Origin of the sequence: Rubellimicrobium arenae (assembly GCF_017916275.1) — a bacterium.
GTDB classification, from domain to species: Bacteria; Pseudomonadota; Alphaproteobacteria; order Rhodobacterales; family Rhodobacteraceae; genus Rubellimicrobium; species Rubellimicrobium arenae.
This window is the reverse complement of sequence record NZ_JAFMST010000004.1, coordinates 319,289-344,187: the sequence shown is the minus strand read 5'-3', so window position 1 is coordinate 344,187 and position 24,899 is coordinate 319,289. Positions and strand designations below refer to the sequence as shown.

Sequence of the window (24,899 nt, the reverse complement as noted above, 5' to 3'; positions counted from 1 at the left end):
CCTTAGCCCCGCGCGCGCGCCGCGCCCTGCTCGATCGCCTCGCGCAGCTTCCTCTCAAGGGCGCGTTGCCGGCCCTCGGCGTGGAACTTCAGTCCGAACATGTCCTTGACATAGAAGGTGTCCACCGCCTGCTCCCCATAGGTCGCGATGACGGCGGAGGCAATGTAGACGTTGTTGGCCGCCAACGTCCTCGTGAGGTCGTAAAGGAGCCCGGGCCGGTCGCGGGTGTCCACCTCGATGATGGTGTAGATGTCGGACCCGCTGTTGTCGAAGGAGATGCGCGTCGGCACCTCGAAGGCGGCCTCGCGCTTCTTGAGCCTGTCGCGATCCTTGAGCGCCTCGCGCGCGACGACCTCGCCGCGTAGGGTGCGGCTGATCATCTGGCGCAGCCGGGGCAGGCGGGACTCCTCGAAGGGCTTCCCTTCGCCGTCCTGGATCCAGAAGATCGCCGTGGCGTAGCCGTCCTTGGACGTGTAGGTCCGGGCGTCGCGGATGTTCGCGCCCACCAGGGCCAGCGCCCCCGTCATGCGCGAGAACAGCCCCGGGTGGTCCACCATGGCAAAGGCGGCGCGGGTGGCGTCGCGGCCTTCGTCCGGCTTGATGTCGATCCGCAGCTCGTCGTCCTGGATCCCGCGGAGGAGGTGGGCGAAGACGGCGTGGAGGTCCGTGGATAGGCCCAGCCAGTAGGGTCCGTAATGCCGCTGCGCCTCGGCCTCGATCTCGGCGGGCGACCAGCCGGGCAGCGCGCGGGCGAGGGCGCGCCGCGCCTCCTCCTCGCGCGGGGAGCGGGCCGGAACGGGAACCTCGGCCGCGCGGGCCAGAAGCTCGGTCTCGGCCGCGGTGTAGAGCGCCCGCAGCAGCATGGCCTTCCAGTTGTTCCAGGTCCCGGGCCCGACGCCCCGGATGTCGCAGACCGTCAGCACCGTCAGGAGGTCGAGCCGCTCCTTGGAGACGACCCGCGTGATGAAGTCGCGCACCGTGCGCGGTTCCGCGATGTCGCGCTTCTGGGCCACGTCCGACATGAGCAGGTGGTTCCGCACGAGCCAGACGACCGTCTCGGATTCCCGCGGGGTGAGCCCGAGGCGGGGCGCCACATGGGCCGCGATCTCGGCGCCGATGATCGAATGGTCCCCGGCCCGGCCCTTGCCGATGTCGTGGAGCAGCAGCGCCACGTAGAGCACCCGCCGATTCACCCCGGTCTTGAGGATCCCCGAGGCCACGGGGAGCTCTTCGACCAGCTCGCCCCGCTCGATCCGGGCGAGGTGGCTGATGCACTGGATGATGTGCTCGTCCACCGTGAAGTGATGGTACATGTTGAACTGCATCATCGCCACGATGGGCTCGAACTCGGGGATGAAGGCGGCCAGCACGCCCAGCTCGTTCATCCGGCGCAGCGCCCGTTCGGGATTCCCGTGCTTGAGAAGCAGGTCGAGGACGATGGCGTTGGCCCGCGGGTCGGCCCGAAGGCGGTCGTCGATGAGGTGGAGGTTCGCCGACAGCAGCCGCATGGCGTCGGGGTGCAGAAGGGTCCCGGTCCGCAGCGCTTCCTCGAAGATCCGCAGGAGGTTGAGCGGGTCCGTCAGGAAGGTGCGGTCGTCCGCGACGGTCAGGCGGTTCTGCTTGATGGCATAGGGCGGCCGCGCCCGCGGCTTGCGGGTGAAGAGCCGCATCAGCCGCGGCTCGGCCTTGAGATGGCTGGCCTCTAGCGCCACGAGGAAGATCCGCGTGAGCTCGCCCACGCGGGTGGCGTGGCGGAAGTAGTCCTGCATGAACCGCTCGACGGCGCGGCGGCCGTCACCCCCCTCGTAGCCCATGCGGCCCGCCACCTCGACCTGCAGGTCGAAGGTGAGTTGGTCCACCGGCCGCCCGGTGATGAGGTGGAGATGGCAGCGCACGGCCCAGAGGAACTCCTCGGCGCGGCGGAAGGTCGCGAACTCCTCGGAGGTGAAGACGCCGCGGGCCACCAGCTCGTCGGTGGTCTCGACCCCGTTGACGTACTTGCCGATCCAGAAGAGCGAATGGAGGTCCCTGAGGCCCCCCTTGCCTTCCTTGACGTTGGGTTCGACCACGTAGCGCTGGCCGCCCTGCTTGGCGTGGCGCGCGGCCCGCTCGGCGAGCTTGCCTTCGAGGAACTCCGCCGCCGTGCCGCGCACGAGGTCGCGCCAGAACTTCTCCCGGAGGGCAGCGGTCAGGCTCTCGTCGCCGAACAGGTGCCGCGTTTCCAGCAGGGTGGTCCGGATCGTCAGGTCCTCCTTGGCGAGGGCCAGGGCTTCCTTGATCGAGCGCGTCGCGTGGCCGACCTTCAGCTTGAGGTCCCAGAGGAGATACAGGAGCCCTTCGACCAGCGCCTTCTGCCGTTCGGTGAGGGCCCCCGGCAGGAGGACCAGCAGGTCCACGTCCGACTGGGGGGCCATCTCGCCCCGCCCGTAGCCGCCCACCGCCAGCAGGGCGATCCGGCTTTCGCCTGGAGGAAGCGGATGCAGCGCGCGCGCGGTCCGGCAGGCCGAGGTCACGAGGCGATCCGTCAGCCAGGCGATGGCGTGCGTCGTCTCGCGCCCGGCGACCGGGTGGGCCGCGAAGGCGGCTCCGATCGCCTCCATCCCGTGCCGGCGCGCGTCGCCCAGGAGCCGGACGACCTCCTTCCGGGCGGCCTTGGGGTCGTCGGCAACCATCGCGAGGGCCTGGCCGAGTTCGGCGTCCATCCGGGCGGCGTCCCAAATGGACGACGCCGGACAGATCAGACTGTCCGGCGCCGGGGCCGCAAGGGAGCCTGTGTCAGGAGCCTGCGCCGGTGAAGCTGCGGGGAGCGGGGTCAAGGATCACCACTTGATTGTTGCGCACGGTGGCGACCGCGAGGCCGCGCTGGTTGGTGCCGTCGGGCAGAAGGCGGAAGATCCCGGCCGTGCCCTGGAAGCCCTGGCCCTGCGTCAGCGAGGTGCGCGACAGCGCCTGCGGGCCGCCCTGCCGCACCAGCGCGCCGATGGCGGCAATGCCGTCGTAGGCGAGCGCCGCGAGCGGGTGGGGCGCCGATCCGTAGGCGGCCTGGTAGCGCGATTCGAAGCCGGCGGTGAGCGTTTCGTCCGGGATGGCGAAGATGCCGCCCTGGAGGCCGGGCAGCGCCAAAAGCTGTGGCGCGACGTCCCAGCGGGTCAGGCCGATCATCCGGACCGCATCCGGGGACAGCCCGGCCTCGGGCAGGGCGGTGGCCAGCAGGGGCAGGTCGGCGTTGGCGCCCGCGGTGGTGAAGACGGCCTGCGCACCGCTGGCCTGGGCGGCGGCGGCGATGCGCGGCGCGGCGTCGAGGATGCCCTGCTGCGACAGGGAATAGGCCTCGGTCCCGGTCACGGTCGCCCGGTTCGCCCGCGCGGCGGTGGTGATGGCGTCCCGTCCGATGCTGCCGCCCAGGTCATCGCCATGCGCGATCAGGTAGCGGTTGATCCCGACGGTGTTGCCGTAGCGGATCAGCCGGTCGGCGGTGTTCTGGAAGGTCGGCCCGAGGATGAACACGTTCCCGCCCGCGATGGTCGGCGTGTTCGAGAAGGCGAGGACGTTGACCCCGCTCGGCGCGGCGGCGACCCCGACGGCGTTGGCCTCCTCGGCGTAGACCGGCCCCAGGATGATGGCCGCGCCCTCGGCGACGGCGGTCTGGGCGACGGCGGCGGCCTGCTGGGGATCGCCGCCGGTGGCGTAGACCCGAAGGTCCACCTGCACCCCGTTCAGGTCCGCGATGGCGAGCCGGGCGGCGTTCTCTAGGTTCTGGGCCACGAAGTTGTCGGACTCGGTCGGGGACCCCGCCGGAACGAGGAGCGCGACCGGCACCGGAGCCCCCGCCTGAAGGGCCGGCGCCTCGATCGCGCCGCCGGGCGACGTCACCGCCACCGGGGCGCAGGCGGCTGCGAGAGCGAGGCCCCCCAGCGCGGCAATCCGTCCAAGCACCTTGCGGCGGCTGAGAACCCTTGCGAACATGCGGAACACTCCCCTGGGTCGATGGCCTTGCGGGACGCGGCCCGCGCTTTTGGGCCGCATCATAGGCGAGGGGGCAGGGGGGTCCAGCCTTGAACGATGCTCGGACGCCACTTTCCGCTGGCCTTTATCTGGCCGCGACGCCGATCGGCGCGGCGCGGGACATCACGCTCCGGACGCTCGACCTGCTGGGATCGGCCGACATCATCGCCGCCGAGGACACGCGCTCCGCGCGCAAGCTCATGGACATCCACGGGGTCGCGCTGAACGGCCGCCGCCTTGTCGCCTGCCACGATCATTCGGGCGAAGGGGTGGTCGACGGCCTCGTGGACGCGATCGCCGGCGGGGCGTCCGTGGTCTACGTGTCCGAGGCAGGGACCCCTCTCGTGTCCGATCCGGGCTTTACCCTGGCGCGGGCAGCGATCGCGCGCGGCCTGCCGGTGACGGCCGCTCCGGGACCATCGGCGCTCCTGGCCGCGCTGGCCGTGGCGGGCCTTCCGGCCGACCGCTTCCTGTTCGTGGGGTTCCTGCCGAACGCCGAAACCGCCCGCCGCGCCGCGATCGCCGAACTGGCCGCCGTGCCCGCGACCCTCGTCCTCTACGAATCGCCCAAGCGTCTTCATGGATTGTTAACCGACTTGGCGGATATCCTGGGGGAGCGCGACGCCGCGGTCTGCCGGGAACTGACCAAGCGCTTCGAAGAGGTGCGGCGCGGTTCGCTGCGGGACCTGGCAACGGCCTTCGAGGGAGAGGTGAAGGGTGAGATCGTGGTGGTCATCGGCCGGGGCGGGCCGCGCGAAGTGACCGAATCCGACATCCGGGCGCGTCTGGCCGAGGCCATGGAAACCATGCGGCTCAAGGATGCCGCCACGGCAGTCGCAGGGGCCCTGGGCCTCCCGCGTCAGCAGGTCTACCGGCTGGCGCTGGGACTGAAGGACGAATGACCCGGCCCACCGAGGGGGTCGCCGATCCCAGGGAGGTCCGGCGTCTCAGAGGCATGGCCGCGAGCCTGAGCGGGGCCGCCGCCGAGGAAAGCGTCGTCCGCCATTTCGAGGGCCTGGGCTGTCGCGTGGCCGCCCGTCGCTGGCGGAGCCCTTGGGGAGAGGTCGACCTGATCCTCCGCGACGGGACCCGGCTGATCTTTGTCGAGGTCAAGAAGGCCCGCAGCTTCGACCGGGCGGCGCACCGTCTCGCCCGCCGTCAGATGGACCGCCTCTGCGCCGCCGCCCAGGACTTCGCCGACCGCGAGCCGAAGGGGTCCTTGACCGAACTGCGCTTCGACCTCGCGCTCGTGGACGGGATGGGGCGCGTCCGCGTGATCGAGAACGCCTGGGGCGAGGATTTCTGACGGCGCCGGCCCGAATCTGCCGGGGTGCGCGCGCGGCCAGCCGCCGGGGCGCGGCAGATGGGCCAACGCCGTGCGGTCAGGCGTCGGGACGGGACCTGCAACCGGGGGGCACGATGGCGCGGGCCCGGCCCCGGGGCTCGGATCGCCATCGCGGACCCGACGGCGCACCTTGCCTTGACCCTCGGGCCTGCGTCATGAAGCGGGAGCCATAGCAGGAGGGGATCGTATGGGTCTCAAGGTCGCGTTCCAGATGGACCCGATCGGAGCGGTGAACATCAACGCCGACTCCACCTTCCGGATCGCGCTCGAAGCGCAGGGGCGGGGGCACGAGCTGTTCTATTACACGCCCGACCGGCTGTCCTATCAGGAGGGCCGTGTCATGGCGCGCGGCTGGCCGTTGACGGTGCAGCGCGTGCAGGGGGACCACTTCGCCCTGGGGGCCGAGCAGGAGGTCGACCTTGCCACCTTCGACGTGGTCTGGCTCCGGCAGGACCCGCCCTTCGACATGCACTACATCACCACGACCCACCTTCTGGACATGATCCATCCGCGGACGCTGGTGGTGAACGACCCGACCTGGGTGCGGAACTCACCCGAGAAGCTGCTGGTGCTGCGGTTCCCGGACCTGACCCCGCCGACGGCCATCGCCCGCGACCTCCAGACCCTGCGCGACTTCCGCGCCCGGCATGGCGACATCATCCTCAAGCCGCTTTATGGGAACGGCGGGGCGGGGGTGTTCAAGCTCGGCATGGACGACGGCAACCTCGCCTCGCTCTTCGAGCTGTTCACCGGCTTCTCGCGCGAGCCGCTGATCGTGCAGAAGTACCTGCCCGACGTGGTCAAGGGCGACAAGCGCGTGATCCTCGTGGATGGGGAGTGCGTGGGCGCGATCAACCGTGTGCCCGCCCAGGGGGAGACGCGGTCGAACATGCATGTGGGGGGACGCCCCGAAAAGGTGGCCGTCACCGACCGCGACCGCGAGATCTGCGCCCGCATCGGGCCGACGCTGCGCGACAAGGGCCTGATCTTTGTCGGCATCGACGTGATCGGCGACTGGCTGACCGAGATCAACGTGACCTCGCCCACCGGCCTCCAGGAGCTGGAACGCTTCGACGGCACCAACGCGGCCGGGCTGATCTGGGACGCCGTGGAGCGCCGCCGCGCCGCCTAGACCTCCTTGGCGAAGGCCAGGCGGTAGCTCACCGCCTCGGCCACATGGGGGCGGCGCAGGCGGTCCGACCCGTCGAGGTCCGCGATGGTGCGGGCGACCCGCAGCACCCGATGGTAGCCCCGGGCCGACAGCCCGAACCGCGCCGCCACCTTGCCCAGGAGATCCCGGCCTTCGGCGCAGGGCTCGGCGATCTCCTCCAGCAGGCGGCCCTCGGCGTCGGCATTGAGCTGGACGGTGTCATGGCCGGCAAAGCGGCGGGCCTGGGTGGCGCGGGCGCCTGCGACGCGCGCGGCGACGTCGCGGGACGATTCGCCCGAAGGGGGCAGGTCGAGGTCCTGGAACGACACGGGCGGCACCTCGACCCGCAGGTCGAAGCGGTCCATCAAGGGGCCGGAGATGCGGCCCAGGTAATCCTCGCCGCAGGCCGGAGCCTTGGCGCAGGCGCGCCCCGCATCCGTGAGGTGGCCGCACCGGCACGGGTTCGCCGCCGCCACCAGCATGAAACGGCAGGGATACCGGACATGGGCGTTGGCGCGGGAGACCGTGACCGCGCCCGTCTCGATGGGCTGGCGCAGCGTTTCGAGCACGGTCCTGGGAAACTCCGGAAACTCGTCCATGAACAGGACGCCGTTATGGGCCAAGCTGATCTCGCCCGGCTTGGCGCCCCGCCCGCCCCCCACGATGGCCGCCATGGAAGCGGTGTGATGCGGCTCCCGGAACGGACGGCTGCGACGGATGCCACCCTCGGTCAGGAGACCCGCGAGGGAGTGGATCATCGAGGTTTCCAGCGCCTCGACCGGGGACAGCGGAGGCAGGATCCCAGGCAGGCGGGCCGCCAGCATGGACTTGCCCGACCCGGGCGAGCCCACGAGGATCAGGTGGTGCCGTCCCGCGGCCGCGATCTCCAGGGCGCGCTTGGCCCGTTCCTGCCCTTTGACGTCGCGCAGGTCGCGCGAGGCGGGCGGATCCACGACCTCGCCGGGCCGGGCGGGGGACAGGGGGGCGGCCCCGGTGTAGTGGCGGATGACCTCGGCCAGCGTCCCGGCCCCGATTACCTCCGCCGCGCCGACCCAGGCCGCCTCGGCGCCCGAGGCACGGGGGCAGAGAAGCGTCCGCCCCTCTTCGGCGGCCGTCATCGCGGCGGGCAGGGCCCCCAGGACCGGAACGAGCGCGCCGCCGAGCGACAGTTCGCCCAGGGCGACCGTCCTGGCCACCTCGTCGCGCGGGAGGATGTCGAGCGCGGCCAGAAGGGCGAGCGCGATGGGAAGGTCGAAATGCGATCCCTCCTTGGGCAGGTCCGCCGGCGACAGGTTCACGGTGATGCGCTTGGAGGGGAGCGCGATCGACATCTCGTTCAGGGCGGCGCGCACGCGTTCCCGCGCTTCGGAGACGGCCTTGTCGGGCAGGCCGACGATGGCGAACGCCGGCAGGCCCGGGGATACGGTGCATTGCACCTCCACGAGGCGGGCGTCCACGCCTTCGAAGGCCACCGTATAGGCCAGCGCGACCATAATACCCGCTCCCTGCTCCGCGGGGCAGGATGCGGGAAAATGGTTAACGGAAGGTTATTGATGCCCCCAGGCCGTGGCGAAGGCGGGCCAGGCCAGCGGATCGGCCACGGTCTTGTCGCGGCAGAAGGCATTGCAGAACCCGAAGATGCGGCCACCCGCCTCCAGGAGGTGCGTGACAGGCCGACCCGAGTAAAGGCAGGCCGCGTTCTCGGGCGTGCCCTCGTCCACGGCATGGGCGGGCAAGGGGGCCGGGCCGGGCCAGGGCCGCAGGGGCCAGCCGCGCCGGTAGACCTCCTGGTCCGGGCCGTCCACGGCCGCCATGGCCTTCCACCGCCGGAAGGATGGATGGGCCAGTTGGGCGGCGACATAGGAGCGTGCCGCATCGGACACCGGGAGGTTGTAGGTCGCAATGCGCGCGGCCACTGGCGCAAAGAAGGCGTCGGCGGCGGAATAGTCGCCCAGGAGCCAGGGCCCGTCGCCGACCGCCGCGTCGCGGGCCCAGGCCCAGATCGTCTCGAGGCGGTCCAGATCGGCGCGGAGCGCGTCGTCCACGGGCGTGTCGGCATAGCTGGCCCGCAGGTTCATGGGGCACTGTCCCCGCAGGGACTGGAAGCCGGCATGCATCTCGGCGCTGATCGACCGGGCCACGGATCGGGCGCGGGCCTCGGCGGGCCAGAGCCCGGCGTCCGGGTGGCGCGTCGCCAGCTCCTCCGCGATCGCGAGGCTTTCGAGGACCACGGTCCCATCCGCCAGCCTGGCAGCCGGGACCGTGCGGGCCGGGGCGAAGTCGCGCAGGATCCGGGGCAGATCGTCGCTGTAAAGCCGGGCCAGATGCGTGCGGACCGAAAGGCCGAAGGCGTCGAACAGCAGCCAGCCCCGCAGGCTCCAGCTCGAATAGGCGCGGTCGCCGATGGCGAGGTCATGGATCATGGACGTTCCCCTTTGGTCGCCCGGAAGCTAGTCAGCCCGGATCGTTCAGGATAACGATGTTTGTTGCGGCCCGGGATCACGGACGGTGATCGACCGCCTCCACGGTCCAGGCGCCGTTCTCCCGCGATAGGACCGTCAGCGACAGGGGCTCGATCCGCTGACCGAGCACCTCCAGCGCCGTGATCCCCCGTGCCCTCTGGAGCGCGGCAAGGATCGGGCCGAAGTGGCAGACCACGATCAGTTCGGGGTGCTCTGCCGCAAGCCGGTCGAGGGCGCCTTCGACCCGGGTCCGCAGCCCGTTCCAGCTTTCCCCGCCGGGCGGTGCGGGATCCCCGGGTTCCGCCCAGAGCGCACGGGACAGGACAGGGGCCTCCACCTCCACCTCGGCATGGGTCCGCATCTCCCAGTCCCCGAAATGCATCTCCCGCAGGGCGGGCTCGTGCGGCAACCGGGGACGATCCTCGGCCAGCGCGTCGGCCGTGGTGACGGCACGCCGGAGGTCCGAGGACACGACCGGAACCCAGGGCAGCGCCAGCGACAGGCGGTTGAGCGCGGCGATGTCCGACAGGTCGGCGGGAAGGTCGGTCCAGCCGCACATCCCCTTGGCCCCGGTCGGCCCATGCCGCACGAGCCAGAGCCGCGTCATGGCAGGGTTCCCTTGAGCACGAGCGGCAGCCCCGCCGCCACGAACACCACGAGATCCGCCTGCGCCGCGAGACGCTGGTTCAGCGCGCCCTGGGCGTTCCGGAAGCGCCGGCCCAGCGGCGTGTCGGGGACGAGCCCCAGCCCCACCTCGTTGGACACCACGACGACCGGAGCGGGGCAGCTGGCCAGCGCCTCGGCCAGTTCCGCCTCGGCGGCCCCGAGGTCCGCGTCGGCCAGCATCTGGTTGGTCAGCCACAAAGTTGCACAATCCAGCAGCACCGCCTCGGTCGGCGATATTTCGCCCAAGGCCCCGGCCGTGGCCCGCGGCTCTTCGACCGTGCGCCACGACGGCCCGCGCATGTCGCGGTGCCGCGCGATTTTCTCCTGCATTTCCAAGTCCCAAGCTTCGGCTGTGGCCAGATAGACCTTGGGGCGGCCGCTTGCGACCACCAGCCGTTCGGCGAAGGCAGACTTCCCCGAGCTGGCGCCTCCTAGAACCAGGGACAGTTTTTGCAAGGGCAAGGCGGGAACTTCCTCGTTCCGGGTTCGTTTTGGCTCCGTATCGGCAATGGGCGACGGGGAGAAGCCCCGAGGGCCAGGAATAGGGGACCCGAGGCACAATGGCATTGGACGGCTACGCGGATCAGCACCTTTCCCGCACGGCGATGAAGGCTGAACTTCTGGATGCGGAAACGGAGCTGAAGCTCGCCTATGCGTGGCGGGATCATCGGGACGAGCGGGCGCTGCACCGGTTGATCACGGCGTACATGCGGCTGGCGATCTCCATGGCGGGCAAGTTCCGCCGCTATGGTGCGCCGATGAACGACCTCATCCAGGAGGCATCGCTCGGCCTGATGAAGGCCGCCGACAAGTTCGACCCCGACCGGGGCGTGCGCTTCTCGACCTATGCGGTCTGGTGGATCAAGGCGTCGATCCAGGACTACGTGATGCGCAACTGGTCGATGGTGCGCACGGGCTCGACCTCGTCGCAGAAGTCGCTCTTCTTCAACATGCGCCGGGTCCAGGCCCGGATCGAGCGAGAGGCCCAGGCCCAGGGGATCATCCTGGCCCCGCATCAGGTCCGCGCCATGATCGCCAAGGAGGTGGGCGTGCCGCTCTCCGACGTGGAGATGATGGAAGGCCGCCTGTCCGGCTCGGACTATTCGCTCAACGCGACGCAGTCCGCCGAGGAGGAAGGGCGCGAGTGGATCGAGGCGCTCGAGGACGACGGCGTGCAGGCGGCCGAGCGGGTGGAGATCACCCACGACACCGACACGCTCCGCCAGTGGCTGCTGACCGCGCTCTCGGCGCTCAACGACCGGGAGCGGTTCATCGTGCGGGAGCGCAAGCTGCGCGACGAGCCCCGCACGCTCGAATCGCTGGGGGACGAACTCGGCCTGTCCAAGGAGCGGGTGCGGCAGCTCGAGGCGGCGGCCTTCGGCAAGATGCGCCGGAGCCTCGAGACGCAGTCGCGCGAGGTGATGCACTTCTTCAACTGATCGGGCGACGGCGGCCGCGCGCCGTCCGGTCCGCCGCCGACAGGATCGAGGGGCCGCGCCATCATGGTGCGGCCCCTCCGTTGACACCACCCGACAACCCGCCAAATGTCCGCGCATGCTTGCGGGTCGTCACATCCTTCTCGTCATCGGCGGCGGCATCGCCGCCTACAAGGCCCTGGACCTCATCCGGCGGCTCAAGGAACGGGGCGTCAAGGTCACGCCGGTCCTGACCACCTCGGGGGCGGAGTTCGTGACGCCGCTGTCCGTCTCGGCGCTGGCGGGGGAGGAGGTGCACCGCACGCTCTTCGACCTGACCTCCGAGGCCAAGATGGGCCATATCGAGCTGTCCCGCGCCGCCGACCTGATCGTGGTCGCGCCGGCAACCGCCGATCTCATGGCCCGCGCAGCGAACGGCTTTGCGCCGGACCTCGCCTCGACGCTCCTGCTCGCGACCGACAAGCGGGTCCTGATGGCGCCGGCGATGAACGTCCGCATGTGGGAGCATCCGGCCACCCGGCGCAACCTGGAGCAGCTCAGGCGCGACGGCATCCTTTTCGTCGGGCCCAACCAGGGGCCGATGGCCTGCGGGGAATTCGGCTACGGCCGGATGGCCGAGCCGCTGGAGATCGTGGCCGCCGTGGAGGCCGCTCTCGCCCCAGCGTCACGGCCCCTGGCCGGGCGACATGCCATTGTCACCTCGGGGCCGACCCACGAGCCCATCGATCCGGTGCGCTACATCGCCAACCGATCCTCCGGCGCCCAGGGCGCGGCGATCGGCGCGGCGCTGGCTGCCCTGGGCGCGCGCGTGACGTTCGTCACCGGTCCCGCCTCGGTCCCGCCCCCTGACGGTGTGGACGTCGTCCGGGTCGAGACCGCCGCCCAGATGCTGGCGGCGGTGGAAGAGGCCTTGCCCGCCGACGTCGCGGTCATGGCGGCGGCCGTGGCGGACTGGCGGGTGGTGGCGGCTTCGGACCAGAAGCTCAAGAAGGGCGAAGGCGGCCCTCCCACCCTGACGCTGGCGCAGAACCCGGACATCCTGGCGACCATCGCAACCCTGTCAAAAGGGCGGCCACGGCTCGTCGTGGGCTTCGCGGCCGAAACCGAGCATGTCCTGGAGCACGCGCGGGCGAAACGGCTCCGGAAAGGTTGCGACTGGATCGTCGCGAACGACGTCTCGCCCGAGACCGGCATCATGGGCGGGGCCGAGAATGCCGTGACGCTCATCACCGCGCAGGCAGAAGAGTTCTGGGAGCGTATGGGCAAGGACGCCGTGGCCCAAAGGCTGGCCGGACGCATCGCGGAGGCGCTGGCATGAGCCTCCCGCGCGTCCGCCTTGCCTGGGCCGAGGGCGCGGATCGCTCGCTCCCCTTGCCCGCCTACCAGACGGCCGGAGCGGCCGGGGCCGACCTGCGGGCAAACCTCCCCCCCGAGATGCGGGAGCAGGGTATCAGCCTGCCGCCGGGCGGACGCGCGGCCGTGCCCACGGGGCTGCGCCTCGCCATCCCGGACGGCTACGAGGGGCAGGTGCGCGCGCGATCGAGCCTCGCCCGGCGTGGCCTCCTCCTCCCGAATGCGCCCGGCACCATCGACGCGGATTACCGGGGCGAGGTGCTGGTCCTGCTCCTGAACGCGGGCGACGAGGCGATCACCCTCTCTCATGGGGAGCGGATCGCGCAGATCGTGATCGCGCCGGTCGTCCAGGCCGCCTTCGACCTGGCGGACGACCTCGACCCGACGCCCCGGGGCGCAGGCGGCTTCGGCTCGACGGGGCGCGGCGCATGATCCTCGTCGGGGCCATGGCTGCCGCGATCTGGATCGCCGGCGTGGTCATGGGGGTGCCACGGCAGGCGCGGCTCATGATGGTGGGGCTCCTGCTCACGGGCGTGCTGGCGCTCCATGTCGTGCTTCCCGATGGCCATCCCCTGCGGGAGGCCACCGGGCGCGAACCGGGGTTCTGGCTCCTGCTCGTGGCGGCGGTCGCGGTGGCCTGGGGCTATTCGCAGGTGCTAGGGCGCGTCCGGGCCGAGGCAAAGCGCCGGCAGGCTCCGGCCGCCGTTCCAGCCGCGTCGCCGGGTCAGGCCCGAGGGCCGTTCTCCGAGGCCGAGTTGGGGCGCTATGCCCGGCATATCACGCTCCGCGAGATCGGGGGCATGGGGCAACGGGCGCTTGGCGACGCTAGGGTCCTCGTGGTCGGGGCCGGGGGACTGGGAAGCCCGGCCCTCCTTTACCTTGGCGCAGCCGGGGTGGGGACCCTTGGCATCATCGACGGCGATGCGGTCGAGGCGTCGAACCTCCAGCGGCAGGTGATCCATGGCGAGGCGGACCTGGGCCGCCCCAAGGCGCAGTCGGCGGCGGATGCGGTCGCATCGCTGAACCCCCATGTGTCGGTCCGCACCTACTCCCGCCGGCTGACCCCCGAGATCGCGGGCGAGCTGTTGGGTGGCTACGACCTGATCCTTGATGGATCCGACACCTTCGAGACCCGCAGCCTGGTCAACCGGGAGGCGGTGCGCGCCGGCAAGCCTCTCATCGCCGCCGCCCTGACGCAGTGGGAAGGGCAGATCAGCCTTTACGATCCGGCGCGTGGCGGCCCCTGCTATGCCTGCCTGTTCCCCGAGGCCCCGGCGCCCGGGCTCGCGCCCTCCTGCGCGGAGGCGGGCGTGGCCGGTCCCCTTCCGGGCATCATGGGCGCCATGATGGCGCTCGAGGCCGTCAAGCACCTGGCCGGGGCGGGGGAGACGCTGCGCGGGCGCATGTTCCTGTTCGATGGGCTCCATGCCGAGGCGCGGGTCGTGACGCTCGAGGCGCGGCCCGGCTGTCCCGTCTGCGGCGGGCGTGGCGGGCCGCGGCGCACTTGAAGGGGGATGGCGGGCCGCTATCTGGGCCGCCATGGCTGATACATCCTCCCCCCGCTCCTCCCTCGGCGACAGCCTGACGCAGTCGGGCGCCGAGGCGCGCCACCGCGAGCTTGCCACCGAGCACATGCTGTTCCAGACCCTGGTGTACATCGAACGGCAGTTCCCCGGGCTGTTCGACCACCTGGAGCAGAGCATCGACCGGCTGGGCGACCACGCCAGCGACGAGACCAAGGACGACGACGCCGTCAAGGAGATCGCGCGGCTGTTCGTCCAAAGCCTGAGGCGCACCGCGGGCTGACCGGCCCGCCTTGTCACCGCGCTCCCGCGGGGCCAAAGTGCCCCGCAACCGACCGAACAGGGAGCCTTCCGATGACCGCCCGCCTTCTTGCCTCCGCCGCGCTCGCGCTTGTGGCGACCTCGGCCCTGGCCCAGGACCTGCCCGACATGGGCGGGCGCGAGATCACGGTGGTCACCGAGAACGCCTATCCGCCGCTCCAGTTCGTGGACGCGGACGGCAACGCGGTGGGCTGGGAATACGACGCCGTGGCCGAGATCGCGCAGCGGCTGAACCTGTCCGTCGCCTACGAGAACACCTCCTGGGACGCCATGATCCCCGCCGTGTCCGAAGGCCAGTACGACATGGGCATGACCGGCATCACCATCCGCGACGACCGCAGGGAGGTCGTGGACTTCTCCGAGCCCTACCTGCGGTCCGAGATGATGATGATGGTCCGCGGCGACGAGGACCGCTTTGCCGACGCCGCGGGCTTTGCCGCGAACCCGGACCTGCTCATGGCCGCGCAGCCGGGCACCACGCCCTTCTATGTCGGCGTCTACGAGGTGCTCGACGGCGACGAGGCGAACCCCCGCATCATCAAGTTCGAAACCTTCGGGGCCGGGCTCGAGGCGCTCAGGAGCGGGGACGTGGACATGGTCCTGTCGGATTCGACCGGGGCGAACGGCTATGTCGCGGCGTCGGACGGGGCTCTCAAGATCGTGGGCGAGCCCCTGGGGGCCGAGGACTTCGGCTTCATCTTCCCCAAGGGCTCGGACCTCGTGGCGCCGATCAACGCCGCTATCGCGGCGATGAAGGCCGACGGGACCATGGACGCGCTGAACCAGAAGTGGTTCGTCGACTACGCCATGGGCCAGTAAGCCCGGCCCTTGACCCATCCGCCCGAGAAGGACTTTCCCTGGTGGCTCGTCGTGGTCGTCGCGGCGGGCCTGCTGCTGTTCTGGCAGGTGCTGTCCAGCCCGGTCTACCTCGAGGTGCTCCGCAAGCTGTCGGCGGGGATCGGCATCACGATCCTGGTCGCGGTGGTGGCCTATGGCTCGGCCTGCCTGCTGGGGCTGGGGCTCGCTCTCATGGGGCTGTCGCGGAGCGCGGTGCTGCGGCAGGTCGCGCGGACCTATGTCGAGGTCATGCGCGGCGTGCCGATCATCGTGCTGCTGCTGTACGTGGCCTTCGTCCTGGCGCCGGCCCTGGTCGAGGGATGGAACGCCGTGACGGGGCTCCTGGGGCTCGATCCGGTGCGGCCGCGTGACTTTTCCCTGCTGTGGCGGGCGGTGATCGCGCTGACGCTCGCCTATTCGGCGTTCCTGGCGGAGATCTTCCGGGCGGGCCTCCTGTCCGTCGAGCGCGGGCAGGTCGAGGCGGCGATGGCGCTGGGCATGTCGGGCTGGCAGCGGTTCCGGCTCGTGACCTTTCCGCAGGCCTTCCGGGTGATCTTTCCGGCGCTGGGCAACGACTTCGTGGCCATGGTCAAGGATTCCTCGCTGGTGTCCGTCCTGGGGGTCACGGACGTCACGCAGCTGGGCAAGGTCACGGCGGCCGGGAACTTCCGCTACTTCGAGACCTACAACGTCGTGGCGCTGATCTACCTGACCATGACCATCGGGCTGTCGCTCGTGCTTCGTCGCCTGGAAGTGAGCCTGCGCCAGCGGGCCTGAGGCTGGCGGTCGGCCCCCCGGCGGTCTAGCCTGATCCCGAACCATCGGGAGAGCGCCATGAACCCCCTTCTGAGCGACTGGACCACGCCCTTCGGCCTGCCGCCCTTCGACCTGATCCGCGACGCGGACTACGGGCCCGCCGTGGACGAGGCGCTGGCCGAGGCGCGGGCCGGCATCCAGGCCATCGCCGCGAACCCGGACGCGCCCAGCTTTGCCAACACCGTCGCCGCGCTCGAGACCGCCGACAAGCGGCTGAGCCAGGTGCTGTCGGCCTTCTGGGCGGTGGCCGGGGCGGACAGCAACGACGCCCGGCAGGCGCTCGAGCGGGAGTTCGCGCCCAAGCTGTCGGCCTACGGGTCCGAGATCACGGCCAACACGGCGCTGTTCGCGCGCATCGACGACCTCTGGGAGCGGCGCGACAGCCTGGGGCTGAGCCCCGAGGAGATGCGGGTGCTGTCCCTCACCCACCGGGGCTTTGTCCGGTCGGGGGCGCGGCTCGGGGGCGAGGCGGCCGAGCGGATGAAGCAGGTCAAGGCGCGGCTCGCGGTGCTGGGGACGCAGTTCACCCAGAACGTCCTGGCCGACGAGAAGGACTGGTTCATGCCCCTGGCCGAGGGCGACCTGGAGGGGCTGCCCGGCTTCGTGGTGGCGGCCGCGCGGGCGGCGGGCGAGGCCAAGGGGCAGGGCGGGCCGGTGGTGACGCTGTCGCGCTCGCTCATCGTGCCGTTCCTCCAGTTCTCGCCCAGGCGCGACCTGCGCCGGAAGGCCTACGAGGCCTGGACGGCGCGGGGCGCGAACGGCGGGGCCACCGACAACCGGGCCATCGCCGCCGAGATGCTGGCCCTGCGCGAGGAGCGGGCGCGGCTCCTGGGGTTCCCGTCCTTCGCGGACTGGAAGCTCGAGACCGAGATGGCGCGGACGCCCGCCCATGTGAAGGACCTTCTGATGGAGGTCTGGACCCCCGCCCGCGCCGCGGCGGAGCGCGACGCCGTGGTGCTGGAGCTGATGCTGCACGCCGACGGCTTTGCCGGCCCGCTGGAGGCCTGGGACTGGCGCTACTACGCGGAAAAGCGGCGGGCGGCGGAGCACGACCTCGACGAGGCGGCGATCAAGCCGTACCTGTCGCTGGACCGGATGATCGAGGCGGCCTTTGCCGTGTCCTCGCGGCTGTTCGGGCTGGAGTTCCGGGAGATCCCGGACGCGCCCCGCTACCACCCGGACGTCCGCATCTGGGAGGTGACGCGCGGCGGCGCGCATGTGGCGGTGTTCCTGGGCGACTACTTCGCCCGCGACGGCAAGCGGTCGGGGGCCTGGTGCAGCGCCATGCGGCCGCAGTCGCGGCTGGACGGCGAGGTGCGGCCGCTGGTCGTGAACGTCTGCAACTTCGCCAAGGCGGAGGAGGGGCCCACGCTGCTGTCCTGGGACGACGCGCGGACGCTGTTCCACGAATTCGGGCACGCGCTGCACCAGATGCTGTCGGACGTGACCTTCGAGAGCATCTCGGGGACCAGCGTGGCGCGGGACTTCGTCGAGCTGCCGTCGCAGCTTTATGAGCACTGGCTGGAGGTCCCGGAGGTCCTTGAGGACTTTGCCCGCCATGCCGCGACCGGCGCGCCGATGCCCGCCGACCTGCGGGACCGGCTGCTGGGCGCCTCGACCTTCGACATGGGGTTCCAGACGGTCGAGTACATCGCGAGCGCGCTGGTGGACATGGCCTTCCACGACGGCCCGGCCCCGGCGGACCCGATGCAGCGGCAGGCCGAGGTGCTGGAATCGATCGGGATGCCGCGCGCCATCCGGATGCGGCACGCCACGCCGCATTTCCAGCACGTCTTTGCCGGGGACGGCTACAGCGCCGGCTACTACAGCTACATGTGGTCCGAGGTCATGGACGCCGACGCCTTTGCCGCCTTCGAGGAGCGGGGCGACCCCTTCGACCCGGAGTTGGCGCGGAAGCTGGAGGAGAACATCCTGTCGGCCGGGGGATCGGAGGAGGCGGACGTCCTTTACACCCGGTTCCGGGGCCGGATGCCCGGCGTCGAGGCGCTGCTGCGCGGGCGCGGGCTGCTGCCCGAGGCCGCCTGAGGGGGCATCCCAGTCGAGAGACAGCCAGCCGTCGAGGAAGCGGCGCATGATCTGCGAGGCGCCGCTGTCCACGGCGGCGTCCCGGGCGGGGGAGGCGACGATCTCGCTCAGGTCGCGGAGGGCGGCGCGGGCCAGGGCCTGCGCCTCGGGCCGTCCGCGCGTGAAGGTCGCGAGGCGGTCGCGGAAGGCCTGGAGCCGCGCCAGCCGGGGCGAGGTCCCGGGCGGGAGGGTCAGGCAGAGGGCAGGGTCCATGGGCGCGGGCTCCGGGGTTCGGGACGGAGCCAGGGTCGCAGGAACGGGTTAACGGCGGGCTGGGGCACCGTGCGCCGGTGCGGGCGGTCGCGCAACGGGCGCGCGGGGGCCTGGCGCCGGGAACGCCGGAGCGGGGCGCGGGCCCGGGCGCGATGGCCCGGCCCCGCGCCGGGGGATCATTCGGCGACGGCGCGCCGGGTCGCGGCCTCGGGGGTGCCGAAGCCCTGGCGACCCACCGAGTCGTAGCCCGCGAAGCCGGCGGCGCGCGCCTCTTCGGGGCCGTAGACGTTGCGGAGGTCCGCCATGCGCGGATCCGCCATGGCGCCCGCCAGCCGTTTCAGGTCGAGGGCGCGGAACTGGTTCCATTCGGTCAGGATGGCGACGAGATGCGCCCCCTCGGCGGCGGCGTAGGGATCGTCCACCCAGTCCACCCCCGGAAGGAGATGCTCGCCTTCGCGGCGGCCCTGCGGGTCCACGGCGCGGACGGTGGCCCCGGCCTTCTGGAGGGCGGGGATGATGGTCAGGGAGGGCGCCTCGCGCATGTCGTCGGTGTTGGGCTTGAAGGTCACGCCCAGCACGGTGACGGTCTTGCCCTGGAGGTCGCCCCCCGCGAGCGCGGCGATCTTGTCCACCATGCGCTCCTTGACGGCCTCGTTGACGTCGATGGTCGATTCCACGAGGCGGAGGTTGACGCCGAAGTCCTGCCCGGTCTGGGCGAAGGCGTTGGTGTCCTTGGGGAAGCAGGAGCCGCCGTAGCCGGGGCCGGCGTGCAGGAACTTGGAGCCGATGCGGCCGTCGAGGCCCATGCCCTTGGAGACGGCCTTGATGTCGGCGCCCACGCGTTCGCAAAGGGCCGCGACCTCGTTGATGAAGGTGATCTTGACGGCCAGGAAGGCGTTGGCCGCGTATTTGATCATCTCGGCGGATTCGAGGTCGGTGTAGACGATCGGGAATTCGCGCAGGAACAGCGGCTTGTAGATGTCCGCCATCACGGTGCGGGCGAGGTCCGAGGAGCCGTCGAGGCCCACGACCACGCGGTCGGGCTTCATGAAGTCCTCGATCGCGGCGCCTTCGCGCAGGAATTCGGGGTTGGAGGCGACGCCGAAGGCGATCTCGGGCCGGGTCTCGCGCAGGATGCGGGCGACCTCGCGGTTGGTGCCGACGGGGACGGTGGACTTGGTGACGACCACGGTCGGCGCGGTCGCGGCCTCGGCGATCTCCTTGGCGGCGGCGTAGACGTAGCTCAGGTCGGCGTGGCCGTCGCCCCGGCGGGACGGCGTGCCCACGGCGATGAACACCGCCTCGGCGCCGACGACGGCCTCGCGCAGGTCGGTGGTGAAGCTGAGCCGGCCTTCGGCCACGTTGCGCGCCAGAAGGGCGTCGAGCCCGGGTTCGTAGATCGGGATCTCGCCGCGCTGGAGCGCCGCGATCTTGCCCTCGTGCTTGTCGACGCAGACGACCTCGTGGCCGAAGTCGGAAAAGCACACCCCCGAAACCAGGCCTACATAGCCCGTGCCGATCATCGCGATCTTCATGTCCAGCCCCTTCCGTTGCCCAGGTTTCCCCTGACCCATAGGACGACTCGGGTCAAGTCACGCTTGCAGTCGCAGCATCGGCCCTGTCTCATGCGGGCCATGTCCTTTACCCTTCGCCAGCTGCGGGCCTTTGTCGCGGTCGCCGAGAACGGCTCGGTCAGCCAGGCGGCCCAGGTCCTCGCCATCTCGCAGTCGGCCGTGTCGGAGTCGGTCAAGGACCTGGAGGCGGACCTGGGCGTGCGGCTGTTCGACCGGCACGCGCGCGGGCTGTCCGTGACCCAGCGCGGCCACCTGTTCCTGCGGCACGCGCGCACGATCCTGGCGCAGGTGTCGGCGTCGCGGCGGGCGCTGACGGCCGAGCGGGCGGCCCTGACGGGGACGCTGCAACTGGGCGTCACCTCGCTGATGGCGGGCTACGTGATGTCGGACCTGCTCGCGCGGTTCCGGCGGGCGAACCCGGAGGTCACGGTCACCGCCATCGAGGATTCGGGCGACTACCTGGAGCACCTGCTGATCGGGGGCGAGCTGGACGCCGCCGTCATGGTCACGGGTGCCCTGAAAAACCGCGCCGCGCTGATGGTCGAGATCCTGGAGGTGTCGCCGTTCCGGCTGTGGCTGCCCTCGGGGCACCGGCTGGCGGGGCAGGACGCCATCGCGCTGTCGGACCTCGCCCCCGAAGCGCTGATCATGCTGATGGTGGACGAGATGGAGGAAGAGACCGGGAACCTCCTGTCGGCGCTGAACCCGCGGCCGCGCGTGGCCTTCCGCACGCGGAGCGTGGAGGCGGTGCGGAGCCTCGTGGCCACGGGGGCGGGGGTCGCGCTGCTGCCGGACCTGATCTACCGGCCCTGGTCGCTGGAAGGCGACCGCATCGAGAGCCGCGACGTGTCGGGCGCGCTGCCGGTGGTGCAGGTGGGCATCGTCTGGCGGCGGGGCGCGCCGCTGTCCCCGGCCGCGCATGACTTCATCGCGCTGAGCCAGGCCGCCGGGCCGGCGGGGCGCGGGCGCTGAGCTTTCGGAAAAACTGAATGCCCCATTCTGCCAATTGCATTTGCGAAACGTGACGGGCCGGGCCAGTCTTCCGCAAAACCGGGGCCGGGCCTGTCCGGGGCGGCCCCCATAACAGGGAGACCAAGATGACCGTCCTTTCACGAGGCGCTTCCGCCTTTGCCATCCTGTCCCTGCTGGCCGCCACGGCGGCGCAGGCCCAGATGACCGAGGTGGGGGACGGCGAGGGCGCGCTCTCGATCGTCGCCTGGGCCGGCTACATCGAGCGGGGCGAGACCGACCCGGCCTACGACTGGGTCACCAAGTTCGAGGAATCCACCGGCTGCATGGTGGACGTGAAGACGGCCAACACCTCGGACGAGATGGTCGCCCTGATGAACGAGGGCGGGTTCGACCTGGTGACCGCCTCGGGCGATGCGTCGCTGCGGCTGATCGCGGGCGGCAAGGTGCAGCCGGTCAACACGGACCTGATCCCGTCCTGGAGCAAGGTGGACGACCGGCTGAAGGACGCGCCCTGGTTCACCGTGGACGGCCAGCATTACGGCGTGCCCTACCAGTGGGGCCCGAACGTGCTGATGTACAACACCGAGGTCTTCAAGGAGCCGCCGACCTCGTGGAACGTCGTCTTCGAGGCGCAGGACCTGCCCGACGGCCAGGCCAACGCGGGCCGCGTGCAGGCCTATGACGGGCCGATCTACATCGCGGACGCGGCGCTCTACCTCATGAAGCACAAGCCCGAGCTGGGCATCACCTCGCCCTATGAACTGAACGAGGAGCAATACGCCGCCGCGCTGGACCTGCTGCGCGGCCAGCGCGAGCTGGTGAGCCGCTACTGGCACGACGCCTACATCCAGATGGACGACTTCAAGAACGAGGGCATGGTCGCCTCGGGCTCCTGGCCGTTCATGGTGAACCTCCTCCAGAGCGAGGGCGCGCCGGTCGCCTCGACCATCCCCGAGGAGGGGGCCACGGGCTGGGCCGACACCCTGATGCTGCATGTCGACGCCGAGCATCCGAACTGCGCCTACAAGTGGATGGAGCATTCGCTGAGCTCGAACCTCCAGTCGGACCTGTCGGTCTGGTTCGGGTCGGTGCCCGCGGTGCCCGCCGCCTGCACGGACGGGTCGGGGATGCAGACGCAGGAAGGCTGCCACGCCAACGGCTTCGACGACTTCGACCGCATCCAGTTCTGGCGGACGCCGGTGGCCGACTGCTCGCAGGGGGACGACGCCTGCGTGCCCTACTACCGCTGGGTCAGCGACTACATCGGCGTGATCGGCGGACGCTGACCGAGCCCGGCGGGGCGCGCGCAGGCCGCGCGTGCCCCGTCCCTTCCAGACGAACGCGGCGCGCGGCCCGCGCCGCCGAGAGGATCCGATGACTGCTGCCGTCTCATTCCGGGGCGTGTCCCGCCATTTCGGCCCCGTCCGTGCCGTGGATGGCGTGGACCTCGACATCGCCGAGGGCGAGTTCTTCGCCATGCTGGGGCCGTCGGGGTCCGGCAAGACCACCTGCCTCCGGCTGATCGCGGGCTTTGAGCGGCCCACGGCGGGCGACATCCGCCTGTTCGGCCAAAGCGTCGCGGGCCTGCCGCCCTACAAGCGGGCGGTGAACACGGTCTTTCAGGACTACGCGCTGTTCCCGCACCTGAACGTGCTCGACAACGTGGCCTATGGGCTGATGATCGCGGGGGTGGGAAAGGCCGAGCGGCACCGGCGGGCCGAGGAGGCGCTCGGGCTCATGGCGCTGCCGGGCTATGGCGCGCGCAAGCCGTCCGAGCTGTCGGGCGGGCAGCGGCAGCGGGTGGCGCTGGCGCGGGCGCTGGTGAACCGGCCGCGGGTGCTGCTGCTGGATGAGCCGCTGGGGGCGCTGGACCTCAAGCTGCGCGAGCAGATGCAGGACGAGCTGAAGACGCTCCAGCGCCGGGTGGGGATCACCTTCGTCTTCGTGACCCACGACCAGGGCGAGGCGCTGTCGATGGCCGACCGGGTGGCGGTGTTCAGCGACGGGCGCATCCAGCAGGTGGGCAACCCCGACGAGGTGTACCGGAGGCCCCGGACGCGGTTCGTGGCGGATTTCGTGGGGTCGAGCAACGTCCTGCCGCCCGAGGTCACGCGCGGGCTGGGCGGGCCGGCGGCCTGGGCGTCGCTGCGGCCCGAGTCGGTGGTCCTCACGCCGGTCAAGGACGTCGTGCCGGTCGGGGTCGTCACCTCGGCCCGCTACCTGGGGTCGGCGACGCGGCTGGTGGTCCGCATGGAGGGCGGGGGCGCCCATGGCGTCCCGCCCGGCACCGAGATCGCCGTCCTGGTCGGGGCCGAGCGCGCCCTGCCGGAGGTCGGCGGGCGCGTGGGCCTGGCCTGGAACCCCGAGGCCCTGCACGTCCTGGAGGCGGCATGACGGCCGTCGCCGAGGGCGCGCCCGTCCGCGAGGCGGGCGGGGGGCTGTCGGACACGCTCTGGCGGCGGCCGAGGCTTCTGCTGCTGCTGCTGCTGGCGCCGCCTCTCCTGTGGCTGGGCATCATTTACCTGGGGTCGCTGTTCGCGCTTCTGGCGCAGAGCTTCTTCTCGATCGACGAGTTCTCGGGCGTGATCGACCGGACGCCCACGCTCAAGACCTATGGGGAGCTGCTGCGGCCCGCGAACCTGGACATCATCTGGCGGACGCTGGCGATGTCAGCGGCGGTGACGGTGGCGAGCGTGGGCGTCGCGTTCCCCATCGCCTATTACGCGGCCCGCTACGCCCGGGGGCGGTGGAAGGCGCTGTTCTACCTGGGCGTCATGCTGCCCCTGTGGTCGAGCTACCTGGTCAAGGTCTATGCCTGGAAGCTGATCCTGGCCAAGGAGGGCATCCTGGGCTGGGCCTTCGAGGGGGTCGGGCTGGGCTGGCTGCTGGACGCCTTTCTGTCCGTGCCGGGGATCGGGGGCAACTCCCTGTCGGTCTCGCCCACGGGGACCTTCATCGTCTTCGTCTATGTCTGGCTGCCCTACATGATCCTGCCGATCCAGGCGGCGCTGGAGCGGGTGCCGGGGTCGCTGGTCGAGGCCTCGGGCGACCTGGGGGCGAGCCCGGCGCAGACCTTCCGGCACGTGCTGTGGCCGCTGGCGTTGCCGGGGGTGGTGGCGGGGTCGATCTTCACCTTCAGCCTGACGCTGGGCGACTACATCATCCCGCAGATCGTCGGCACCTCGGCGCGGTTCATCGGGCTGGCGGTCTACCAGTACCAGGGGACGGCGGGGAACGTGCCGCTGGCGGCGGCCTTTGCGGTGGTGCCGATCGTCGTCATGGGGATCTACCTGTGGATCGCCAAGCGGATGGGGGCCTTCGATGCGCTCTGAGCGGGCCCCGCTGTGGCTGAAGGTGCTGGCGGGCGGGGGCCTTTTGTTCCTGCACGGGCCGATCCTGATCGTGTTCCTGTACGCCTTCTCGACCGAGTCCAAGAGCTTCGTCTGGCCGCCGCCGGGGCTGACGCTGCACTGGTTCGCGCGGGCCTGGGCGCGGCCCGACATCTGGGAGGCTCTGGGCCTGTCGCTGCGCGTGGCGCTGATGGCGACGGCGGTGGCGCTGGTGCTGGGGACGCTGTGCGCGGCGGCGGTGGCGCGGACGCGGTTCTTCGGCCGGGAGGCGGTGTCGCTGCTGGTGGTGCTGCCCATCGCGCTGCCGGGGATCATCACCGGGATCGCGCTGCGTTCGGCCTTCAGCCTGGGCGACATCCCCTACAGCTTCTGGACCATCGTGCTGGGGCACGCGACCTTTTGCATCGTGGTCGTCTACAACAACGCGGTGGCGCGGTTCCGGCGGGTGTCGGGGAACCTCATCGAGGCCTCGATGGACCTGGGGGCGACCTACTGGCAGACGCTGCGGTTCGTGATCCTGCCCAACATCGCCACGGCGCTGCTGGCGGGCGGGATGCTGGCCTTCGCGCTGTCGTTCGACGAGGTGATCGTCACCACCTTCACGGCCGGGCAGCAGGCGACGCTGCCGATCTGGATGCTGGAGGAGCTGGTGCGCCCGCGCGAACGGCCCGTGACCAACGTGGTCGCCCTGGTCGTCGTGCTGGTGACGCTGCTGCCCATCCTGGGCGCCTATCGATTGACCCGCGGGACGGACACCGTCGCGGGGAGCGGGAAGTAAGGGAGATTCCCCC

23 protein-coding genes are annotated in these 24,899 nt (G+C 71.0%); 16 read left to right on the top strand and 7 right to left on the bottom strand.

The annotated features are described in order from the left end of the window. Positions 1-2 precede the first annotated feature (2 nt). Complete coding sequence (locus tag J3P31_RS08480) at positions 3-2,816, bottom strand: [protein-PII] uridylyltransferase (RefSeq protein ID WP_210527984.1); 2,814 nt, start codon at positions 2,814-2,816, stop codon at positions 3-5. Continuing rightward, positions 2,776-3,966, bottom strand: a complete 1,191-nt coding sequence (locus J3P31_RS08475; protein ID WP_210527983.1) for a penicillin-binding protein activator — start codon at positions 3,964-3,966, stop codon at positions 2,776-2,778. The genes J3P31_RS08480 and J3P31_RS08475 overlap by 41 nt, the downstream gene beginning before the upstream one ends. Before the next feature lie 89 nt (positions 3,967-4,055). On the opposite strand from J3P31_RS08475, the gene rsmI reads away from it, so the two are divergent. The 3 genes from rsmI (at position 4,056) to gshB (ending at position 6,482) form a co-directional block, all read left to right on the top strand. Continuing rightward, positions 4,056-4,907: a 16S rRNA (cytidine(1402)-2'-O)-methyltransferase gene (gene rsmI / locus J3P31_RS08470; RefSeq protein WP_210527982.1), complete on the top strand. Its 852-nt coding sequence runs from the start codon at positions 4,056-4,058 to the stop codon at positions 4,905-4,907. Continuing rightward, complete coding sequence (locus tag J3P31_RS08465; protein WP_210527981.1) at positions 4,904-5,311, top strand: YraN family protein; 408 nt, start codon at positions 4,904-4,906, stop codon at positions 5,309-5,311. The genes rsmI and J3P31_RS08465 overlap by 4 nt, the downstream gene beginning before the upstream one ends. Before the next feature lie 226 nt (positions 5,312-5,537). Continuing rightward, positions 5,538-6,482, top strand: a complete 945-nt coding sequence (gene gshB / locus J3P31_RS08460) for a glutathione synthase (RefSeq protein ID WP_210527980.1) — start codon at positions 5,538-5,540, stop codon at positions 6,480-6,482. Here gshB and J3P31_RS08455 read toward each other — a convergent pair. From J3P31_RS08455 to cobU, 4 genes are all read right to left on the bottom strand, one after another. Next, positions 6,479-7,993 carry a YifB family Mg chelatase-like AAA ATPase gene (locus tag J3P31_RS08455; RefSeq protein ID WP_210527979.1) on the bottom strand — a complete coding sequence of 505 codons (1,515 nt, stop codon included), beginning with the start codon at positions 7,991-7,993 and terminating at the stop codon, positions 6,479-6,481. The two genes, gshB and J3P31_RS08455, sit on opposite strands and share 4 nt — an antisense overlap. 54 nt (positions 7,994-8,047) lie before the next feature. Beyond that, the gene (locus J3P31_RS08450; protein ID WP_210527978.1) at positions 8,048-8,923 is read right to left on the bottom strand and encodes a glutathione S-transferase; all 876 of its coding nucleotides are present in this window, start codon (positions 8,921-8,923) and stop codon (positions 8,048-8,050) included. A 76-nt stretch (positions 8,924-8,999) separates the two neighbouring features. Continuing rightward, positions 9,000-9,569 (bottom strand): histidine phosphatase family protein, encoded by a 570-nt coding sequence (locus J3P31_RS08445; RefSeq protein ID WP_210527977.1) that lies wholly within the window; start codon positions 9,567-9,569, stop codon positions 9,000-9,002. Next, complete coding sequence (cobU, locus tag J3P31_RS08440; RefSeq protein WP_246849356.1) at positions 9,566-10,090, bottom strand: bifunctional adenosylcobinamide kinase/adenosylcobinamide-phosphate guanylyltransferase; 525 nt, start codon at positions 10,088-10,090, stop codon at positions 9,566-9,568. The genes J3P31_RS08445 and cobU overlap by 4 nt, the downstream gene beginning before the upstream one ends. Positions 10,091-10,188: 98 nt before the next feature. On the opposite strand from cobU, the gene J3P31_RS08435 reads away from it, so the two are divergent. The 8 genes from J3P31_RS08435 to J3P31_RS08400 all read left to right on the top strand — a co-directional run bounded on the left by J3P31_RS08435 (position 10,189) and on the right by J3P31_RS08400 (position 17,960). Next, positions 10,189-11,067: an RNA polymerase factor sigma-32 gene (locus J3P31_RS08435; RefSeq protein WP_210527975.1), complete on the top strand. Its 879-nt coding sequence runs from the start codon at positions 10,189-10,191 to the stop codon at positions 11,065-11,067. A gap of 115 nt (positions 11,068-11,182) precedes the next feature. Further along, complete coding sequence (gene coaBC / locus J3P31_RS08430) at positions 11,183-12,382, top strand: bifunctional phosphopantothenoylcysteine decarboxylase/phosphopantothenate--cysteine ligase CoaBC (protein WP_210527974.1); 1,200 nt, start codon at positions 11,183-11,185, stop codon at positions 12,380-12,382. Continuing rightward, on the top strand, positions 12,379-12,849 hold the full coding sequence (dut, locus tag J3P31_RS08425; RefSeq protein WP_210527973.1) for a dUTP diphosphatase: 471 nt from the start codon (positions 12,379-12,381) through the stop codon (positions 12,847-12,849). The genes coaBC and dut overlap by 4 nt, the downstream gene beginning before the upstream one ends. Further along, entirely contained in the window at positions 12,846-13,925 is a 1,080-nt protein-coding gene (locus J3P31_RS08420; RefSeq protein ID WP_210527972.1) for a HesA/MoeB/ThiF family protein, read from the top strand. The genes dut and J3P31_RS08420 overlap by 4 nt, the downstream gene beginning before the upstream one ends. A gap of 31 nt (positions 13,926-13,956) precedes the next feature. Further along, a complete protein-coding gene (locus J3P31_RS08415; RefSeq protein ID WP_210527971.1) occupies positions 13,957-14,223 on the top strand; it encodes a hypothetical protein in 267 nt (88 codons plus the stop codon). Positions 14,224-14,294: 71 nt separating this feature from the next. After that, positions 14,295-15,080, top strand: a complete 786-nt coding sequence (locus J3P31_RS08410) for a transporter substrate-binding domain-containing protein (RefSeq protein ID WP_210527970.1) — start codon at positions 14,295-14,297, stop codon at positions 15,078-15,080. A gap of 9 nt (positions 15,081-15,089) precedes the next feature. Beyond that, positions 15,090-15,875, top strand: a complete 786-nt coding sequence (locus J3P31_RS08405; protein ID WP_210527969.1) for an amino acid ABC transporter permease — start codon at positions 15,090-15,092, stop codon at positions 15,873-15,875. A gap of 57 nt (positions 15,876-15,932) precedes the next feature. After that, positions 15,933-17,960 (top strand): M3 family metallopeptidase, encoded by a 2,028-nt coding sequence (locus J3P31_RS08400; RefSeq protein ID WP_210527968.1) that lies wholly within the window; start codon positions 15,933-15,935, stop codon positions 17,958-17,960. A 428-nt stretch (positions 17,961-18,388) separates the two neighbouring features. Here the strand turns inward: J3P31_RS08400 and J3P31_RS08395 are convergent, their stop codons facing one another. Next, entirely contained in the window at positions 18,389-19,747 is a 1,359-nt protein-coding gene (locus J3P31_RS08395; RefSeq protein WP_210527967.1) for a UDP-glucose dehydrogenase family protein, read from the bottom strand. Positions 19,748-19,846: 99 nt separating this feature from the next. Here J3P31_RS08395 and J3P31_RS08390 point away from each other — a divergent pair, with 99 nt between their 5' ends. The 5 genes from J3P31_RS08390 (at position 19,847) to J3P31_RS08370 (ending at position 24,886) form a co-directional block, all read left to right on the top strand. Next, entirely contained in the window at positions 19,847-20,758 is a 912-nt protein-coding gene (locus tag J3P31_RS08390; protein WP_210527966.1) for a LysR substrate-binding domain-containing protein, read from the top strand. 125 nt (positions 20,759-20,883) lie between these two features. Beyond that, complete coding sequence (locus tag J3P31_RS08385; protein WP_210527965.1) at positions 20,884-22,044, top strand: ABC transporter substrate-binding protein; 1,161 nt, start codon at positions 20,884-20,886, stop codon at positions 22,042-22,044. A gap of 88 nt (positions 22,045-22,132) precedes the next feature. After that, on the top strand, positions 22,133-23,152 hold the full coding sequence (locus tag J3P31_RS08380; protein ID WP_210527964.1) for an ABC transporter ATP-binding protein: 1,020 nt from the start codon (positions 22,133-22,135) through the stop codon (positions 23,150-23,152). Then, positions 23,149-24,090, top strand: a complete 942-nt coding sequence (locus J3P31_RS08375; protein WP_210527963.1) for an ABC transporter permease — start codon at positions 23,149-23,151, stop codon at positions 24,088-24,090. Before J3P31_RS08380 ends, J3P31_RS08375 begins: the two co-directional genes overlap by 4 nt. Then, positions 24,080-24,886: an ABC transporter permease gene (locus J3P31_RS08370; protein ID WP_210527962.1), complete on the top strand. Its 807-nt coding sequence runs from the start codon at positions 24,080-24,082 to the stop codon at positions 24,884-24,886. The genes J3P31_RS08375 and J3P31_RS08370 overlap by 11 nt, the downstream gene beginning before the upstream one ends. Positions 24,887-24,899: the final 13 nt, after the last annotated feature.

Coding starts and splice junctions, on each gene's coding strand:
- J3P31_RS08475 (WP_210527983.1), bottom strand. CDS start 3,966: ATGTTCGCAAGGGTTCTCAGCCGCCGCAAGGTGCTTGGACGGATTGCC.
- J3P31_RS08465 (WP_210527981.1), top strand. CDS start 4,904: ATGACCCGGCCCACCGAGGGGGTCGCCGATCCCAGGGAGGTCCGGCGT.
- gshB (WP_210527980.1), top strand. CDS start 5,538: ATGGGTCTCAAGGTCGCGTTCCAGATGGACCCGATCGGAGCGGTGAAC.
- J3P31_RS08455 (WP_210527979.1), bottom strand. CDS start 7,993: ATGGTCGCGCTGGCCTATACGGTGGCCTTCGAAGGCGTGGACGCCCGC.
- J3P31_RS08450 (WP_210527978.1), bottom strand. CDS start 8,923: ATGATCCATGACCTCGCCATCGGCGACCGCGCCTATTCGAGCTGGAGC.
- J3P31_RS08445 (WP_210527977.1), bottom strand. CDS start 9,569: ATGACGCGGCTCTGGCTCGTGCGGCATGGGCCGACCGGGGCCAAGGGG.
- J3P31_RS08435 (WP_210527975.1), top strand. CDS start 10,189: ATGGCATTGGACGGCTACGCGGATCAGCACCTTTCCCGCACGGCGATG.
- coaBC (WP_210527974.1), top strand. CDS start 11,183: ATGCTTGCGGGTCGTCACATCCTTCTCGTCATCGGCGGCGGCATCGCC.
- dut (WP_210527973.1), top strand. CDS start 12,379: ATGAGCCTCCCGCGCGTCCGCCTTGCCTGGGCCGAGGGCGCGGATCGC.
- J3P31_RS08420 (WP_210527972.1), top strand. CDS start 12,846: ATGATCCTCGTCGGGGCCATGGCTGCCGCGATCTGGATCGCCGGCGTG.
- J3P31_RS08415 (WP_210527971.1), top strand. CDS start 13,957: ATGGCTGATACATCCTCCCCCCGCTCCTCCCTCGGCGACAGCCTGACG.
- J3P31_RS08410 (WP_210527970.1), top strand. CDS start 14,295: ATGACCGCCCGCCTTCTTGCCTCCGCCGCGCTCGCGCTTGTGGCGACC.
- J3P31_RS08400 (WP_210527968.1), top strand. CDS start 15,933: ATGAACCCCCTTCTGAGCGACTGGACCACGCCCTTCGGCCTGCCGCCC.
- J3P31_RS08395 (WP_210527967.1), bottom strand. CDS start 19,747: ATGAAGATCGCGATGATCGGCACGGGCTATGTAGGCCTGGTTTCGGGG.
- J3P31_RS08390 (WP_210527966.1), top strand. CDS start 19,847: ATGTCCTTTACCCTTCGCCAGCTGCGGGCCTTTGTCGCGGTCGCCGAG.
- J3P31_RS08385 (WP_210527965.1), top strand. CDS start 20,884: ATGACCGTCCTTTCACGAGGCGCTTCCGCCTTTGCCATCCTGTCCCTG.
- J3P31_RS08380 (WP_210527964.1), top strand. CDS start 22,133: ATGACTGCTGCCGTCTCATTCCGGGGCGTGTCCCGCCATTTCGGCCCC.
- J3P31_RS08375 (WP_210527963.1), top strand. CDS start 23,149: ATGACGGCCGTCGCCGAGGGCGCGCCCGTCCGCGAGGCGGGCGGGGGG.
- J3P31_RS08370 (WP_210527962.1), top strand. CDS start 24,080: ATGCGCTCTGAGCGGGCCCCGCTGTGGCTGAAGGTGCTGGCGGGCGGG.